At 65.8% G+C, this 15,497-nt stretch carries 15 protein-coding genes; 9 read left to right on the forward strand and 6 right to left on the reverse strand.

The genetic code is table 11. The features are described 5' to 3' along the window. The first annotated feature begins 9 nt into the window (after positions 1–9). From HG262_RS15795 to HG262_RS15835, 9 genes are all read left to right on the forward strand, one after another. Positions 10–516, forward strand: coding sequence for a sigma-E factor negative regulatory protein (locus tag HG262_RS15795; RefSeq protein ID WP_169271906.1), 507 nt, complete (start codon positions 10–12; stop codon positions 514–516). Next, the gene (locus tag HG262_RS15800) at positions 516–1,595 is read left to right on the forward strand and encodes a MucB/RseB C-terminal domain-containing protein (protein ID WP_169271907.1); all 1,080 of its coding nucleotides are present in this window, start codon (positions 516–518) and stop codon (positions 1,593–1,595) included. Before HG262_RS15795 ends, HG262_RS15800 begins: the two co-directional genes overlap by 1 nt. A gap of 41 nt (positions 1,596–1,636) precedes the next feature. Next, on the forward strand, positions 1,637–3,118 hold the full coding sequence (locus HG262_RS15805; protein ID WP_169271908.1) for a DegQ family serine endoprotease: 1,482 nt from the start codon (positions 1,637–1,639) through the stop codon (positions 3,116–3,118). Between the two features lie 241 nt (positions 3,119–3,359). Next, the gene (gene lepA, locus HG262_RS15810) at positions 3,360–5,153 is read left to right on the forward strand and encodes a translation elongation factor 4 (protein ID WP_057284786.1); all 1,794 of its coding nucleotides are present in this window, start codon (positions 3,360–3,362) and stop codon (positions 5,151–5,153) included. Between the two features lie 23 nt (positions 5,154–5,176). Continuing rightward, on the forward strand, positions 5,177–6,061 hold the full coding sequence (lepB, locus tag HG262_RS15815; RefSeq protein ID WP_169271909.1) for a signal peptidase I: 885 nt from the start codon (positions 5,177–5,179) through the stop codon (positions 6,059–6,061). A 2-nt stretch (positions 6,062–6,063) separates the two neighbouring features. Further along, entirely contained in the window at positions 6,064–6,825 is a 762-nt protein-coding gene (gene rnc, locus HG262_RS15820) for a ribonuclease III (protein WP_169271910.1), read from the forward strand. Beyond that, the gene (gene era, locus HG262_RS15825) at positions 6,822–7,712 is read left to right on the forward strand and encodes a GTPase Era (protein ID WP_169271911.1); all 891 of its coding nucleotides are present in this window, start codon (positions 6,822–6,824) and stop codon (positions 7,710–7,712) included. Before rnc ends, era begins: the two co-directional genes overlap by 4 nt. Next, a complete protein-coding gene (gene recO / locus HG262_RS15830; RefSeq protein WP_169271912.1) occupies positions 7,705–8,292 on the forward strand; it encodes a DNA repair protein RecO in 588 nt (195 codons plus the stop codon). The genes era and recO overlap by 8 nt, the downstream gene beginning before the upstream one ends. Positions 8,293–8,310: 18 nt before the next feature. After that, complete coding sequence (locus HG262_RS15835; RefSeq protein ID WP_169271913.1) at positions 8,311–9,219, forward strand: LysR substrate-binding domain-containing protein; 909 nt, start codon at positions 8,311–8,313, stop codon at positions 9,217–9,219. An 18-nt stretch (positions 9,220–9,237) separates the two neighbouring features. Here HG262_RS15835 and HG262_RS15840 read toward each other — a convergent pair whose 3' ends face one another. The 6 genes from HG262_RS15840 to HG262_RS15865 all read right to left on the reverse strand — a co-directional run bounded on the left by HG262_RS15840 (position 9,238) and on the right by HG262_RS15865 (position 15,396). Beyond that, positions 9,238–10,344, reverse strand: a complete 1,107-nt coding sequence (locus HG262_RS15840; RefSeq protein ID WP_169271914.1) for a pyridoxal-phosphate dependent enzyme — start codon at positions 10,342–10,344, stop codon at positions 9,238–9,240. Positions 10,345–10,347: 3 nt separating this feature from the next. Further along, positions 10,348–11,328, reverse strand: a complete 981-nt coding sequence (locus HG262_RS15845; protein ID WP_169271915.1) for a succinylglutamate desuccinylase/aspartoacylase family protein — start codon at positions 11,326–11,328, stop codon at positions 10,348–10,350. A 31-nt stretch (positions 11,329–11,359) separates the two neighbouring features. Further along, positions 11,360–12,316, reverse strand: a complete 957-nt coding sequence (locus HG262_RS15850) for a tripartite tricarboxylate transporter substrate binding protein (RefSeq protein ID WP_169271916.1) — start codon at positions 12,314–12,316, stop codon at positions 11,360–11,362. Positions 12,317–12,406: 90 nt separating this feature from the next. Further along, positions 12,407–13,693, reverse strand: a complete 1,287-nt coding sequence (locus HG262_RS15855; protein WP_169271917.1) for an MFS transporter — start codon at positions 13,691–13,693, stop codon at positions 12,407–12,409. 4 nt (positions 13,694–13,697) lie between these two features. Continuing rightward, positions 13,698–14,615 carry an aldo/keto reductase gene (locus tag HG262_RS15860; RefSeq protein WP_169271918.1) on the reverse strand — a complete coding sequence of 306 codons (918 nt, stop codon included), beginning with the start codon at positions 14,613–14,615 and terminating at the stop codon, positions 13,698–13,700. 70 nt (positions 14,616–14,685) lie between these two features. Beyond that, the gene (locus HG262_RS15865) at positions 14,686–15,396 is read right to left on the reverse strand and encodes a Bax inhibitor-1/YccA family protein (RefSeq protein WP_169271919.1); all 711 of its coding nucleotides are present in this window, start codon (positions 15,394–15,396) and stop codon (positions 14,686–14,688) included. Positions 15,397–15,497: the final 101 nt, after the last annotated feature.

Here is a 15,497-nt window from a genome sequence, read left to right on the forward strand (position 1 = left end):
GTGGCAGTCATGCAAACCGCAGCCAAGTCCGTTGAAATCGCCGAATCCTCCTGGGAGGAATCGGTTTCCGCCTGGATGGACGGAGAAGATTCCGACGATATTCTTCCCAGTCTGTTGTCCAAGGAAGGACGTCAGACCTGGGACACCTATCATTTGATCGGTGATTCCCTCCGTAATGCCGACCTGGCATTGACGCCCAGCGCGGCGTTCCAGTCCCGGCTGGCGCGGGCGCTGGATGCCGAACTGCCGATCGTGGCGGCGCCCCGGCGCCGTTCGCCGTTGCGCTATGGCCTGTCCGGCCTGGCGGTGGCCGCCGCTGTGGCGACCGTCGCCTGGGTGGCTCAGCCCTATCTGACGGGCACGCCGGCCACCGAAGTGCGCGTGCTGGCCGACGCCAGCGGCACGCCTGCCTCCGCGGAGGATGCGGGCCTGCGCGACTACCTGGAGGCCCATCGCCAGATGGCCGGCCCCAGCGCGGTGCGTCAAGTCTCGTTCGACGTCGGGGCGGGGCGTTGATGGCGCTGGTGTTACCGACACGTTGGCCGCGCGCAGCCTCCTGGCACGCGCACCGCGCTGGCTGGTTCGCCGCCACGCTTCTGACCGCTTTCCTGGCCGCGCATGAACCCGCGCGCGCCGCCGACGCCGCACCGGCGACCGATGACGTCGTCCAGTTGCTGTCGCGCATCCAGCAGGCCGCGCGCAAGCAGGACTACGCCGGCGTCTTCATGTATCAACAGGGCGAAATGATCCAGTCTTCGCGCCTGGTGCATGTCCTGGACGGCACCGGTGAGCGCGAACGCCTGGAAATCCTGGATGGGCAGCCACGCGAATACCTGCGGCACAACGAGGACGTGCAGTGCCTGATCCCCGAGCGCAAGACCGTGCTGGTCGAGCGCCGCCGAGGCGACCGCTTTCCCGGCCTGCTGCTGGGCGACCCTGCCAATCTGGCCGAACACTACAAGATCAGCACCGAACCCAAGCTGCACCGGGTGGCGGGCCGCGAGTGTCGGCTGATCACGATCGAGCCGCTGGACAAGCTGCGTTACGGCTACCGCCTGTGCGCCGATGTCGAAACCAATCTGCTATTGAAGGCCCAGACCCTGAACGCCGCGCGCGGCGTGGTCGAGCAGGTGTCGTTCACGTCGTTGCGCCTGGGGTCGGAAGTCGATCCCCAATTGCTGACGTCGCGCTGGAGTACCCGCGACTGGAAGGTGCTGGAGCCGTCGATGGCGCCCGTCGATCTGTCGGCTCAGGGCTGGCGCATCCCGGCGCCCAAGGGCTTCAAGGTGGTCATGCAGGTGGCGCGCTCGATGGGGCGCGGCGCGACCGTCAACCAGATGGTTCTATCCGACGGCCTGGCGGCCATTTCGGTCTTCATCGAGCCCTATGATAGCCAACGCGGCCACCATCCTCCCCATGGCGCCGCGCAGCGCGGGTCGATCACCGTTTACGGAACGCGCATTGCGGACTTCTGGCTGACGGCCGTGGGCGAAGTGCCCGTGGCGACGCTGGAACAGTTGGCGGAAGCGACAGAGTATGTGCCCGCCGCACCTGCGGCGGCGGCGCCGGCAACCGGGACGGCCGGGTCCAAGTGATCCGAGCCCCGGGGCGGCTAGCAGCAATTTCGGAGTAACTTATGAAAGCAATGACGGTGTCGAACGCTTTTTTCCGGCGCTTTCTGGTGGTTGTGGCGGCAAGCGTGGCGATGTCCGCCGCGTATGTCCCCGCTTCGGTGGCGCAGACGCCCACCGTGGCGTTGCCCGACTTTACGGGCATTGTTGAAAAGGCCGACCCCGCAGTCGTGAACATCCGCACCACGGCCACCGTGCCGGTGCGCGGCCCCGGCCCCGGCGGCGGCGGCGACCCCTACGAGTTGTTCCGCTGGTTCTTCGGCCCCGACTTCCAACAGCCGGGTCCGGGTGGCCAGTCCCCGATGCCGCGTCAGCGCCCCCAGCCTTCGCAGCCTGAAGAGCGGACTGTGCCGCGTGGCGTGGGCTCGGGTTTCTTCATTTCCGAAGACGGCTACATCCTGACCAACAACCACGTGGTGGTTGATGCGACGGACATCTACGTCACGCTCACCGACGGCCGCGAATTCAAGGCCAAGGTCATCGGCACTGACGAGCGCACCGATGTCGCGCTGATCAAGATCGAAACCAAGGATATGGTCCCGCTGGTCATCGGTGACCCCAAGAAGCTGAAGAAAGGGCAGTGGGTGCTGGCCATCGGTTCGCCGTTCGGCCTGGATTCCACCGTGACCTCCGGCATCGTCAGCGCGATTGGCCGCGATACCGGCGAATACCTGCCGTTCATCCAGACCGACGTGGCCGTGAACCCCGGCAATTCGGGTGGCCCGCTGATCAACCTGGACGGCGAAGTCGTGGGCATCAATTCCCAGATCATTTCGCGCAGCGGCGGCTTCATGGGCATCTCGCTGGCCATCCCGATCGACGAAGCGATGCGGGTCGTCGACCAGTTGCGCGCCACGGGCAAGGTGACGCGCGGCCGGGTCGGCGTGCAGATCGGTGAAGTCGGCAAGGACGTGGCCGAAGCCATCGGCCTGCCCAAGGCCGAAGGCGCGCTGGTCAGCAGCGTGGAAGCCGAAGGCCCCGCCGAAGAGGCGGGCGTGCAGCCGGGCGACGTGATCCTGAAGTTCAACAACGAGCCGATCAAGCGCTGGTCGGACCTGCCGCGCATCGTGGGCGAAACCAAGCCGGGCACGCGCGCCGACATGGAAGTGTGGCGCAAGGGCAAGAGCATGACTCTGTCGGTCAAGGTCGGCGAAATCCCGACCGAGAAGGCCGCGGCGGCGGGCAAGAAGCCGGCGCCGGCACCCGAAGTCACGAACGCGTTGGGCCTGGGTGTCGTGGACGTGCCTGCCGACGTGCAGAAGAAGCTGCGCATCAAGGGCGGCGTCCAAGTGAAGGTCGCCGAAGGCGCGGCCGCCAAGGCCGGCTTGCAGGAAGGCGATATTGTGTTGGCCTTGAACGACACTGACGTCACCGGCGCCAAGCAATTCGCCACGCTCGTGGGCAAGCTGGACAAGTCCCGGGCCGCGGGTTTGCTGGTGCGCCGCGGCGATCAGACGCAATGGGTGGCGGTTCCGGCCTCGAAGTAAGGGCTAAAGACCGTCGCTTTTTGCCCCGGGGCGGCCCGGCGGCAGAAAAAAAACCCCAAGACCAGCTAAAATGGCTGGTTGCCGCAAGAGGGGGCGCTTGGCGCCCCCTCGTTTTTGCCCGGGTCTGCCCATCAGCGACCCACCAGCGGCCCGCAGCGTCCCCCTAACGTCAGCCGTGCGTACTCCGGCGGCGGTGTCTTCCGGCCATGTGCCGAGTGTTCCGTCCCTTATAATTTCAAGCATGCAGCATATTCGCAACTTCTCCATCATTGCCCACATCGATCACGGTAAATCGACCCTGGCCGATCGCCTGATCCAGCGCTGCGGCGGATTGGCGGATCGCGAAATGTCGGCGCAGGTGCTCGATTCCATGGAAATCGAACGCGAGCGCGGCATCACCATCAAGGCCCAGACCGCCGCCCTGCATTACAAAGCGAAGGACGGCAAGACCTACAACCTGAACTTGATCGACACCCCGGGGCACGTGGACTTCTCGTATGAAGTCAGCCGCTCGCTGTCGGCATGCGAAGGCGCGCTCCTGGTGGTCGACGCGTCCCAGGGCGTGGAGGCCCAGACGGTCGCCAACTGCTACACCGCCATCGAGCTGGGTGTGGAAGTGGTGCCGGTCTTGAACAAGATGGATCTGCCGCAGGCCGATCCCGAAGGCGCGCGCCAGGAAGTCGAAGACGTGATCGGCATCGATGCGTCCGAGGCCGTGCTGGCCAGCGCCAAGACGGGCATGGGCATCGACGAGATCCTGGAGACCATCGTGGCCCGCGTGCCGGCGCCCAAGGGCGATCCCGACGCGCCGCTGCAAGCACTGGTCATCGACTCGTGGTTCGACAACTACGTGGGCGTCGTCATGCTGGTGCGCATCATCAATGGCGTGCTCAAGCCCAAGGACAAGATCCTGCTGATGGCCTCCGGCGCCACCCACCTGTGCGAGCAGACCGGCGTGTTCACGCCGAAGTCGCAGCAGCGTCCGCACCTGTCGGCGGGCGAAGTGGGCTTCATTATCGCCGGCATCAAGCAATTGGAAGACGCCAAGGTGGGCGACACGGTCACGCTGGCCAATAAGCCTGCCGCCAGTGCGCTGCCCGGCTTCAAGGAAGTCAAGCCGCAGGTGTTCGCCGGCCTGTACCCGGTGGAAAGCTCCGAATACGACCAGTTGCGCGATTCGCTCGACAAGCTGAAGCTGAACGACGCCGCGCTGATGTTCGAGCCGGAAGTCTCGCAGGCGCTGGGCTTCGGCTTTCGCTGCGGCTTTCTGGGCCTCTTGCACATGGAAATCGTGCAGGAACGCCTGGAGCGCGAATTCGACATGGACATCATTACCACCGCGCCGTCGGTGGTGTACGAGGTCGAACAGCGCGACGGCTCGGTGATCACTGTGGAAAGCCCGTCCCGCATGCCGGAAGTGGGCAAGATCCAGGACATCCGCGAACCCATTGTGAAAGTCACGCTGTTCATGCCGCAGGACTACGTCGGTCCGGTCATGACGCTGTGCAACAACAAGCGCGGTTCGCAGGTCAACATGAGCTATCACGGCCGCCAGGTCCATCTGGTGTACGAGATCCCGCTGGCCGAGATCGTGCTGGACTTCTTCGACAAGCTGAAGTCGGTGTCGCGCGGCTATGCCTCGATGGACTACGAATTCCTGGAATACCGCTCGGCCGACGTGGTGCGCGTGGACCTGCTGATCAATAACGACCGCGTGGACGCGCTGGCCGTGATTGTCCACCGCAGCAACGCGCGTCACCGCGCCCGCGACGTCGTGACCCGCATGCGCGGCCTGATCCCGCGCCAGATGTTCGACGTGGTCATCCAGGCCGCCATCGGCGCGGAGATCATTGCGCGTGAAAACGTGAAGGCGCTGCGCAAGAACGTGCTGGCCAAGTGCTACGGCGGCGACATCTCGCGCAAGAAGAAGCTGCTGGAAAAGCAGAAGGCCGGCAAGAAGCGCATGAAGCAGGTGGGTAGCGTGGAAATTCCGCAGGAGGCGTTCCTGGCCATCCTGCAAGTGGAAGACAAGTAGAACCAAAAGAAGGCGGTTAGCTGATGAGTTGGAACTTTGCCCTGATCCTGTTTGTTCTGCTGGTCCTGACCGGCATTATCTGGGTGCTTGATCTGGCGGTGCTGCGACGTGGTCGCGAAGCACGCGCCCAAGCAGCGATGGCGCAGTACGACGCGGCCCTGGTCGGAGACGCTCAGGAAGCCGAGCGCCTGCGCCGCGAAGCCGGCGATGCCGCGCGGCGCGTGCCCTGGTGGATCGAGTACGCCGTCAGCTTCTTTCCCGTCATCCTGTTCGTCTTCATGCTGCGTTCGTTCGTCGTGGAGCCGTTCCGGATTCCTTCGGGTTCGATGCTGCCCACGCTGCAGTCGGGTGACCTGATCCTGGTGAACAAGTTCAGCTACGGCTTGCGCCTGCCCGTGATCGACAAGAAGGTCGTGGAGATCGGCAAGCCCGCTCGCGGCGACGTGTTTGTGTTCCGCTACCCCGTGGATCCGGATGTGGACTACATCAAGCGCGTGGTCGGCCTGCCGGGCGACGAAATCGCCTACCTGGACAAAAAACTGTACATAAATGGCGAATTGGTGCCGCATGTGCGCGACGGCGACTACTTCGAGCCGGATCGTGTCTCCTATATCGCACAATATAAAGAGAAGTTGGGCGATGTTGAGCACAAAATCCTGCTCGATGAGAACAAGCCGCAAGATTATTCGCCGATGTGGCAATTTCCCAACCGGGAAAACTGCCAATACAGCCGCAATGGGGTACGCTGCAAAGTACCTGAAGGCAGTTATTTCGCCATGGGCGATAATCGGGACAACAGCGCGGACAGCCGGTACTGGGGCTTCGTACCTGAATCCAATATCGTCGGACGCGCGTTCTTCATCTGGATGAATTTCAGCGATCTCAGCCGCATCGGCCGGTTCAACTGATTATGTCGCTAGCCACGCTAGAAAACCGCCTGGATCACCACTTCGGTGATGCAGCCTTGTTGGAACAGGCACTGACGCATCGCAGTCACGGTGCGCGCCACAACGAGCGATTGGAATTCCTTGGGGATTCCGTTTTGAACTTCGTCGTGGCAGCCATGCTGTTCGAGCGTTATTCCAAAATCGACGAAGGCGATCTGTCGCGGCTGCGGGCCAACCTGGTCAAGCAGGCGTCGCTGGCGGATATCGCGCAGCGCCTGGAACTGTCGCAGTACCTGCGCCTGGGCGAAGGCGAATTGAAGAGCGGCGGGTTCCGCCGGCCGTCCATTCTTGCGGATACGGTCGAGGCGCTGTTCGGCGCCGTCTTCCTGGACGCCGGATTCGACGCCGCGCGCCGCGTGATCGTGCGCCAGTACCAGCCGGTGCTGGCCTCGGTCGACCCCAAAACGCTGGGCAAGGACGCCAAGACCTTGCTGCAGGAATTCCTGCAAGGCCGCAAGCTGGCGCTGCCGTTGTATACGGTGGTGGCCACGCATGGCGCGGCCCACAGCCAGCAGTTCGAAGTCGAGTGCGCCATCCCGGCGCTCGAGATCAAGGTTATGGCGCCCGGCGCCAGCCGCCGCGCCGCCGAGCAATCGGCGGCCAAGCTGGCGTTGGAGGCCGCGTTGGCCATCAGCCCGGCGACCAAGGCTGCCCGCAAGTCGGGCAAGGCGCGCAAAACCGCGCAATTGTCGCTGCCCGTGGCAGTGGCTCAAGAGACTAAATGAGCGATACCCCTTTTCGTACTGGCTTCGTTGCCATTGTTGGCCGTCCCAATGTGGGCAAGTCCACGCTGACGAACGCCCTGATCGGTTCCAAGATCTCCATCGTGTCGCGCAAGGCGCAGACCACGCGCCACCGCATCCATGGCGTGCTGACGCGCGAGCACGAGCAGTTCGTGTTTGTCGACACCCCGGGATTCCAGACGCGCCATGGCGGCGCGATGAACCGCATGATGAACCGCGTCGTGACGCAGGCGCTGGCCGACGTCGACGTGGTGGTGCATGTGGTGGAAGCCGGCAAATGGTCTGAAGGCGACGCCAAGCTGCTGCCGCTGTTGCCCAACCCCGAGCGCACGATCCTGGTCGTGTCCAAGATCGACGCGCTGAAGAACCGCGACGACCTGTTCGCCTTCGTCTCCAAGATCATGGCGCTGCATCCGTTCGGCGCCGTGGTGCCCGTCAGCGCCACCAAGAACCAGCAACTGGACCAGCTGCTGCAAGAAATCGCGAGCCGCCTGCCGGAAGGCGAGGCGATGTTCGAAGAAGACACGCTGACCGACCGCCCCATGCGCTTCATCGCCGCCGAACTGGTGCGCGAGAAGATCTTCCGCCTGGTGGGCGACGAGCTGCCCTACGGCTGCACCGTCGTCATCGAACAATGGGAAGAGACCAGCAAGGGCGCCAGCATCAATGCCTGCGTGGTGGTCGAACGCGACAGCCACAAGCCCATCTTGCTGGGCACGGGCGGCATGCACATGAAGCGTATTGCCACGGAGGCGCGGCAGGACATCGCCAAGCTGCTGGACAAGCCGGTTCACCTTGAGGTGTACATCAAGGTGCGCAAGGGCTGGTCCGACCGCGAGAGTGCGCTCCGCGACCTGGGCTATGAGTAGACGGGCGCCCCGCGTCCAGGATCGCCCGGGGTTTATGCTGCACGCCACCGCGTGGCGTGAGACTTCCCTTATTGTTCAGACGTTTTCCCGCGATCATGGCTGCGTGGCCATGGTCGCCAAGGGCGCCAAGCGCCCTTATTCCGTCCTGCGTCCCGTGTTGTCGGCCTTTCAGCCCTTGCTGCTGTCCTGGACCGGCAACGGCGAGGTCAAGACCCTGACCCGTGCCGAGATCGCCGGCATCCGCCCGCTGACGGGCACCGCCCTGATGTCGGCCTGGTACATGAACGAGCTGCTCTTGCGCCTGTTGCCGCGCGAGGATGCCCACCCCCTGCTGTTCGACGCCTACGACATGGCCCTGCAGCAACTGTCCAACGGCACCCGCGCCGCTGGCGCGCTGCGCCGCTTCGAATGGACCTTGCTGACAGAGACCGGCTACGGCGTCGATGAAGACGCCCCTGATTTCGAAGACCCGGTGATCGAACCGGCGCTGCGCCGCGACCTGCGGGAACGCCTGGCTGAGATCCTGGCCGGCCGGCCGCTGTCCACCCGGCGCGTGCTGATGGATCTGCAACGCATCTGAGCGCGCCGCGCGCCGCCCATGACCTTCACGCTAAAACAGGTCGAGACCTTCCGCACCGTCTACGAGACGGAAAGCGTGACTGCCGCCGCCCGGCGGCTGGACGTGTCGCCCGCGACCGTCAGCGCCACGTTGGCTGCGCTGGAGGCCAGCATCGAACTGCGCCTGTTCGAGCGTGTGCGCCAGCGCATGCAGCGCACGCCCGAGGCTACGCTGTTGTATGAAGAAATCCGCCGCTTGAATGTCGGCCTGGAAAGCCTGGGCCGCAAGATCCGCGCGATCCGCGGCGCGGCCCAGCCGCGCCTGCGCATCGGTTGCATCCATGCCTACAGCGGCGCAGTCGTCAGCGACGCGATCTCGCGTTTCCGCGCGCGCTATCCGGATACGCCCTTGTACCTGCAGATCCGCGATTCCAATACTTTGCGCGACATGGTGGTGTCGGGCGAGCTGGACCTGGCCGTGGTGGCCGATGAATCCGAGCTGGAAGGGCTGCGCGGCCATCGCCTGGCCAGCTTGCGGGCGGTGGCCGTCTTTCCGGCAGGGCATGGGCTGGCGCGTCTGGCGTGCGTGGATTTTACGCATCTGGCCGGTCTGGACGTGATCGCCTTGAATGCCGAGGACGGGTCGCGCAAGCGGCTGGATTCGCTGCTGCGCCAGGCAGGACAGAGCCTGAGGGTGGCGATCGAAACGCCATACTCGAACACGGTGTGCCAATTGGCCCTGGCCGGGCATGGCGTCGGCATCGCCAACCCGGCGACAGCGGTGGGCATGGAGGCCGCGGGTCTGTGCTACCGCCCGTTGACGGCCTCGGTGCATTTCGAGTGCCACATGATCCTGCATGGCAGCCGGCCGCTGTCGGAGGCCGGCAAGTTCTGGGCGACCTGCCTGCGCGGTGCACTGGCTCCGCTGGTGGACCGCTTCGGGGTCTAGGCGGCGCAGCGCCGGAGATCAACCTCGGCGGCCGTCCGACGTCACCATCAGCACTACCGAGGATTCGGCATCCAGCACCCCGGAACGTCTGAGCCGGGACACGGCAGCCAACGCGGCGGCCGAAGACAGTTCGGTTGTGACCCCTCTGCGTTCAAGCCGCTGCTGTGCCTGGGCCGCAGCGGCGTCGGAGACTTCTACCGGCGTCCCGCCCGAACGTGACATGGCTTCCAGCGATTGCAGCGTGCAGGTGCCGCCCGCGATGGAGTACTGGTCCGTGATCCCTTCCCACAGGCCGCGCGCGTCGCCCGCCGCACGGGCCCGCGACAAGCGGGCGTACGGCTCGACCGCGTGCAGGCGGGGCAGGCGCGCGATGCGTCCGCTTTGCAGCAGGTGCTGCCAGCCCAGGAAAATCCCCCACAGCAGATCGCCGCGCGCCGTCGGCACGATGATGTCGGTGGGGGGGCCGCAGGTGTCCAGGATTTCCTGGGCGATGGGCTTGTAGCCTTCCACGCCGTAGGGATGCGTGCCGACCGGCGGATTCAGATAGTTGGTGCCGGCGAACGCGCCGTGGTTGCGGCACAGGTCCGCCACGTAAGGCCAGCGGGCCAGGCTGTCCTCGAAGGCGCTGAGCTTGGCGCCGAAGCGCTGCATGGCCTCGCGCTGCCGCGGCGGGCAATTGCGGGTGATGGCGATGTCGGCCTGCAGGCCGGCGGCTGCGCAATAGGCCGCCAGCGAGACGCCGGCATTGCCGCTGGAGGCCGCCGCCACGCGGGTCGCGCCAGCCAGGCAGGCGCGCGACACCAGTTGCGCCGCCATGCGGTCCTTGTGGCTGCCCGTGGGATTGGCGCTTTCGCACTTGAGCCAAAGCTGGCCGATGCCCTCGGCACGCGCGAGATCCGCGGCTTCCAGGTTGGGCGTGGCCCCTTCGCCCAGCGTCAAGGGTGCCAGCACCGGCATGGGGATGGTGTCGTCCACGTCTGTGTCCGGGCCGTCGTAGCCGCATTCCAGGCTGGCGGGGTGGCCCGCCGCGAGGCAGCTTGGGCAGCCTTCAGGATAGTCGTCGGGCAGCCACAGGCTCGTGCAACGGATGCAGCGCAGGCCGGACAATCTAGGGTTCATCTGCATGGGTCAATACTTGGATGCAAGGGAGTCCAGGGGAAGGGCGGGAGCGACCTGCAGCAGGCAGTCGCCGTCGTCGCTGCGGGCGATGGCACGCAGGCAGACGACCGTGCCGGCCTGGGGGCTGAGCAGGTTGCGCAGGGGCATGTCGGGGCGGACGGGTTCGATCAGGCGGCCGATGCGCTGGCCCGCCGTGACCGATTGCCCCAGTTCCACGCTGGGCACGAATACCCCGGCTTCGCGCGCACGCAGGGTGGCGGCGGGCGCGTCCAGGTCATGGAGCCGGATTTTCGGGTGGCGGGGCAGGGGCAGGTCCGACAGCAGGCCCAGTTCGCCCAGGCATCCCAGCAAGCCGTCGCGGCAGCGGTCGGCAAGGCTGCTGCTGGTTTCCCTGCCGCCGCCGATTTCAGCGCTCAAGCGCAGTACGCCGTGGCGGCTGGCCGCGGCAGGCAAGGAGCCCGCTTCAGTGCCGCGGAAGAACACGCAATGCGGCATGCCGAAGGCCCGCGCCAAGGCGGGCAGGCGTTCGTCGTAGGCGTCCTCGCCGTAGCGGGTGATCACCGATGAGGGCAGGTAGCGCAGCGATGCGCCGCCGCTGTGGACGTCGACCATGGCCTGTACGCGGGGCAGCAGCCGCGCCTCGAGCGCGGCCGCCACGCTTTCGGTGTAGCCGCGCGCGGGCCCGCCCAGGAAGGCGCGGTTCAGGTTGCCGCCGTCGGCGGGCGACAGCCGCGTGCCCGCCAGCGAAGCTTCCGCGTTGACGGCGGGCAGCAGATAGACCGTGCCGCGTTGCAGGATGGCCGGCAGGTGGTGCCACAAGTCCAGGATGGCCGCCTGGCCTTCCCATTCGTCGCCGTGCACGCCGGCGATCAGGGCAACGGCAGGGCCGGGCCCCGCGTCGATCCGCAGCATGGGAACCGTGACGCGGCGATACGCCGATTCATTGGTGGCGGCGGCAACGGAGAAATCCTCCCGGCTCACGCGGACCATGCGGCGGCTCCCCTCGGTGCGTGCGCCCGCTTCAATCCAGCGTGGCGGCCTTGATGATGCGCTCCCATTTGGGCAGCTCCTTGCGAATCTGGGTCTGTACGTCCTGGGGCGTCCCGCCCAGGGGCTCCTGGGAACGGCTGCGCAGTTCCTTCTCGACAGTCTCCGAACGTAGCGCCTGGTTCAACGCGGCGTTCAGGCGGGCGACGGCGGCGGGCGGCGTGCCGGCCGGCGCGATCAGCGCGCTCCAGGCCGACTGTTCGTAATCGGGATAGCCTTGTTCGGCCACCGTGGGTACGTCCGGGTTGGAGGCGGCGCGGGATTTGGTCGTGACGGCGAGCGCGCGCAGGCGCCCGTCCTTCAAGTTCCCGATCAGGGGCGGCAGGTTCTCCATCATGGCGTCGACATGTCCGCCCAGCAGGTCCGACAACTGCGCGGCGGTCGCTTTATAGGGAATCTGGCGCACGGCGGCGCCGGTCTGGGCGATGAAGAGCTTCACGCCGACTTCGCTGGTCGTGCCGGGATCCGCCGAGGTCATGGTCAGGCGATCGGGCTGGGCACGGCTTGCTTCAATGAAGCTCTTGAGGTCACGGTAGGGCGAGGCGGCGTTGACCACGATGACGTTCGGGGTTTCGGCCACCAAACCGATGGGCGTCACGTCGCGGTCCAGGTCATAGAGCTGCTGCTTGAACAGGAAGCGGTGCAGCACCAGTGTGCCAACATGGGCATAGCCGATGGTGTAGCCGTCGGCCGGGGCGCGCACCACGGCCTGCGTGCCGATGCGGCCGCCCGCACCGACCCGGTTTTCGACGACCACGGGCTGGCCGAGCTGGCGGCTCATTTCCTGGCCGATCAGGCGCGCGGTGATGTCCGCGTTGCCGCCCGCGGCGGCGGGCACGATCAGCGTGATGGCGCGCGTCGGATAGTCGGCTTGGGCGGATCCCGCGGCAAGGCAAAACGACAGGGCGGCAAGGCAGGCAGTGCGTTTCATGACGAATCCCGAGACGTTAAGAGCTGCGCCATTGTGCGGTCGCGGCCTCGAGAATCCGTTTGTCTTGCACAGATGGATGTTCGGAAAAACCTAATGGTTTGCGGTCTTGCGCGCGTCGGCTTGCTTTCCCAGGCCGTAGCCCACGGCGGCCGCGCCCAGGGCGACCACCGCGCCCAACAGCGCGATCAGCGCCGCGCCGTGCCCAAGCATGTCGACGCCTGCCTTGACCCAGCCGCTGGCCGCGTCGCCTCCGCGGTAGACCACAGTGTCGATGACGCTCTTGGTCTTGTACTTGTCTTCGGGCGGGACGGCCGTGAACAGCATCTCGCGCCCCGGCCGGATCAGGGCGTATTCGCCGGCCCGCCGCAGGATCATCGCGGCGGCCAGCACGCCGAAGACGGGAAACGCGGCCAGTGCCAGGAAGGACAGCCCTACGGCCAGCGGCACCGCCGTCAACAGAAAGCGCAGGCCCAACCGGGCGGCGACCCGGCCCGTGATGAAGACCTGCGACAACAACGCCAGCGTCTGGACGGTGAAGTCCAGCGCGCTGAAGACGCGAATGCGCTGGGCCGTGTCGGGGAACGTGTCGGCCACCAGCCGCGCCTGCTCCATGTACAGAAAGGTGTTCAGGGTGGCCAGCAGCACGACCAGGAGCGAAATGCCTAGCAGGTAGCGCGAGCGGAAGATGCGCGAGATGCCGGCCAGGACCGTGCCCTCGATGGGGCGCTGCATGTCTTCCGGGCCGGTTTCCGTGCGCGTGGCGGCACGCCATCGCAATAGCCACTGTTTGAGCGGGAGCGTGGCCGTCAGCAGCAGGGCCGACAGCAGCAGCAGCCCGGCGGGGCCCAGCGCACCTGCCAGCAGGGCGCCCAGCAGCGGGCCGCACAGGCCGCCCGCGCTGGCCCCGGCGGCGATCAACGCGAACAGGCGCTTGGCCGATTCCATGCGAAACACGTCGGCCATCAGGCTCCAGGCGATGGACACCACGAACAGGTTGAACACCGACAGCCACACGTAGAATGCGCGGGCCGCCCAGACGCTGTCGGGCCGCAGGTGGAGCAGGGCGGCGAATCCCGCCATGGTCAGCGCAAACAGGCTGTAGACCCAGGTGAGCAGGGTGGCGCGCGGCACGCGGGCCGACAGCCAGCCGAACAATGGCACCACGGCCAGCGTCGCGACGAACGTGGCGGTGAACAGCCACTGCAGCTGATTCACGCCCGCCTGGATGCCCAGGGTTTCGCGTATCGGGCGCAACATGAAATAGCCGCAGAACAGAAAGAAGAAAAAGGCGAAACCGCAGGCGGCGGGCGCGATTTCCTCGTCGTGGATGCCCAGCGCCCGTGCCGCGCGTCCACGCAGGGAGGTGGCGGCGGCCATGGGGCTATGCCAGCAAGGCGGCGATGCGTTCGCGCAGGGCCGCGTCCGGCTGTCGCCCGAATCCGGCCTGCGCGTTGTCGGCCATGTTGGCGGGTTTGGAGGTGGCGGGAATGACGGCGGTGACGGCCGGATGGCCGATGATGAACTTTAGGAAAACCTGCGCCCAGCTCGTGCAGCCGATCTCGGCGGCAAGTTCCGGAAGGGCACGGCCTTTGACCTGGCGGAACAAGGCCCCGTCCTGGAACGGGCGGTTGATCAGCACCGCGACGCCATTGGCCTGGCAAGCGGGCAACAGCCGTTTTTCCGCGTTGCGCGCGCCGACGGACAGATTGATCTGGAGGAAGTCGGGCTTCTCGCGTTCGACCAGTTCGGTCAGCTCGTCGTGCGCCGAGTCGGTGTAGTGCGTGATGCCGATATAGCGGGTGACGCCTTGTTGCTTCAGTTCGCGCAGCAGCGCCAGTTGGTTGCGGGTGTCGATCAGGTTGTGGATCTGGATCAGGTCGAGCTTGTCGCGGCCCAGGCGCTTCTGCGATTGCCGGATCTGGTCCATGGCGGATTCGCGGCCATGGGCGCCGATCTTGGTCGCCAGGAAATACCCGTCGCGGCGGGTGCCCTGGCGGGCCAGCAGCGCACCCACGACCGCTTCGGCCTGGCCGTAGCTGGGCGCGGTGTCGATCAGATATCCGCCTTCCTGGGTGAAGATGTCCAGCACCCGACCCAGTGGGGCCATGGCCGCGGCGTCGTCGGGCGACGCGTTGAAGGTGTCGGCCGTGCCCAGGCCGATGACGGGCATCTGTTCTTTCGACGACGGAATGCTTCGGTTCAGCATGGCGGGCTTGACGCTGAGCGCGCGCGCGGCGCCGGCGGATCCCAGCAGCGCGGCACAAGCGGTGGTCTGGAGGAAACGGCGGCGGTCGGGCATGGGGGATGCTCCAAAGAAAAAAGGCCTACACGCGAATGTAGGCCTTTTGCAGGGGTCGTTCGACCGGTGCTTACTCGCGATTGCCGCCGAAGATGCCCAGCAGCATCAGCAGGTTCGAGAAGACGTTGTAGACGTCCAGGTAAATGGCCAGCGTGGCGGACACGTAGTTGGTTTCGCCGCCGTTGACCACGCGTTGCAGGTCAACCAGCATGAAGGCCGAGAAGACCAGGATGGCCATGACCGAGATGGTCAGCATCAGCGCGGGCATCTGCAGGAAGATGTTGGCCAGGGCCGCCACCAGGATCACCACGGCGCCGATGAACAGGAACTTCTGCATCCCGGACAGATCGCGCTTGATGGTCGTGGCCAGCGTGGCCATCGTGCCGAACACGATCGCCGTGCCGCCGAAGGCCGTCATGACCAGCTGCGAGCCGTTGCTGAAGCCCATGACGAAACCGAGCAGGCGCGACAGCATCACGCCCATGAAGAACGTGAAGGCCAGTAGCAGCACGACGCCCAGTGAGTTGTTCTTGTTTTTCTCGATGGCGAACATCAGGCCAAAGGCGCCCACCAGGAACACGATGGCGGACAGGCCCGGGCTTGCGCCCATGACGCGGTTGATGCCGGTGTAGAGGCCGACCGCGGCGCCCAGGACCGTGGGGATCAGCGACAGCGCCAAGAGCCAATAGGTATTGCGCAGGACCTGGTTGCGAGCGACCTCGCCCGGCGCGCCGGCGACCGAGCCGGAACGGTTAAAAGGGGACGGACGATATTCGTTCATGGAGAACTCCTGTGTACGGCAAATATAGTGATTGCCTAGAAGGCTTAGATGGGAAGGATACCTTACAGTTCCCTGAAGAATCCAGTTTTTGGAAGATTTAG

The organism is Achromobacter sp. Bel, assembly GCF_012928505.1.
GTDB lineage: Bacteria > Pseudomonadota > Gammaproteobacteria > Burkholderiales > Burkholderiaceae_B > Achromobacter.

Excerpts from the sequence above, each read along its gene's own strand:
- HG262_RS15795 (WP_169271906.1), top strand. The coding sequence starts at position 10 with ATGCAAACCGCAGCCAAGTCCGTTGAAATCGCCGAATCCTCCTGGGAG.
- HG262_RS15800 (WP_169271907.1), top strand. The coding sequence starts at position 516 with ATGGCGCTGGTGTTACCGACACGTTGGCCGCGCGCAGCCTCCTGGCAC.
- HG262_RS15805 (WP_169271908.1), top strand. The coding sequence starts at position 1,637 with ATGAAAGCAATGACGGTGTCGAACGCTTTTTTCCGGCGCTTTCTGGTG.
- lepA (WP_057284786.1), top strand. The coding sequence starts at position 3,360 with ATGCAGCATATTCGCAACTTCTCCATCATTGCCCACATCGATCACGGT.
- lepB (WP_169271909.1), top strand. The coding sequence starts at position 5,177 with ATGAGTTGGAACTTTGCCCTGATCCTGTTTGTTCTGCTGGTCCTGACC.
- rnc (WP_169271910.1), top strand. The coding sequence starts at position 6,064 with ATGTCGCTAGCCACGCTAGAAAACCGCCTGGATCACCACTTCGGTGAT.
- era (WP_169271911.1), top strand. The coding sequence starts at position 6,822 with ATGAGCGATACCCCTTTTCGTACTGGCTTCGTTGCCATTGTTGGCCGT.
- recO (WP_169271912.1), top strand. The coding sequence starts at position 7,705 with ATGAGTAGACGGGCGCCCCGCGTCCAGGATCGCCCGGGGTTTATGCTG.
- HG262_RS15835 (WP_169271913.1), top strand. The coding sequence starts at position 8,311 with ATGACCTTCACGCTAAAACAGGTCGAGACCTTCCGCACCGTCTACGAG.
- HG262_RS15840 (WP_169271914.1), bottom strand. The coding sequence starts at position 10,344 with ATGCAGATGAACCCTAGATTGTCCGGCCTGCGCTGCATCCGTTGCACG.
- HG262_RS15845 (WP_169271915.1), bottom strand. The coding sequence starts at position 11,328 with ATGGTCCGCGTGAGCCGGGAGGATTTCTCCGTTGCCGCCGCCACCAAT.
- HG262_RS15850 (WP_169271916.1), bottom strand. The coding sequence starts at position 12,316 with ATGAAACGCACTGCCTGCCTTGCCGCCCTGTCGTTTTGCCTTGCCGCG.
- HG262_RS15855 (WP_169271917.1), bottom strand. The coding sequence starts at position 13,693 with ATGGCCGCCGCCACCTCCCTGCGTGGACGCGCGGCACGGGCGCTGGGC.
- HG262_RS15860 (WP_169271918.1), bottom strand. The coding sequence starts at position 14,615 with ATGCCCGACCGCCGCCGTTTCCTCCAGACCACCGCTTGTGCCGCGCTG.
- HG262_RS15865 (WP_169271919.1), bottom strand. The coding sequence starts at position 15,396 with ATGAACGAATATCGTCCGTCCCCTTTTAACCGTTCCGGCTCGGTCGCC.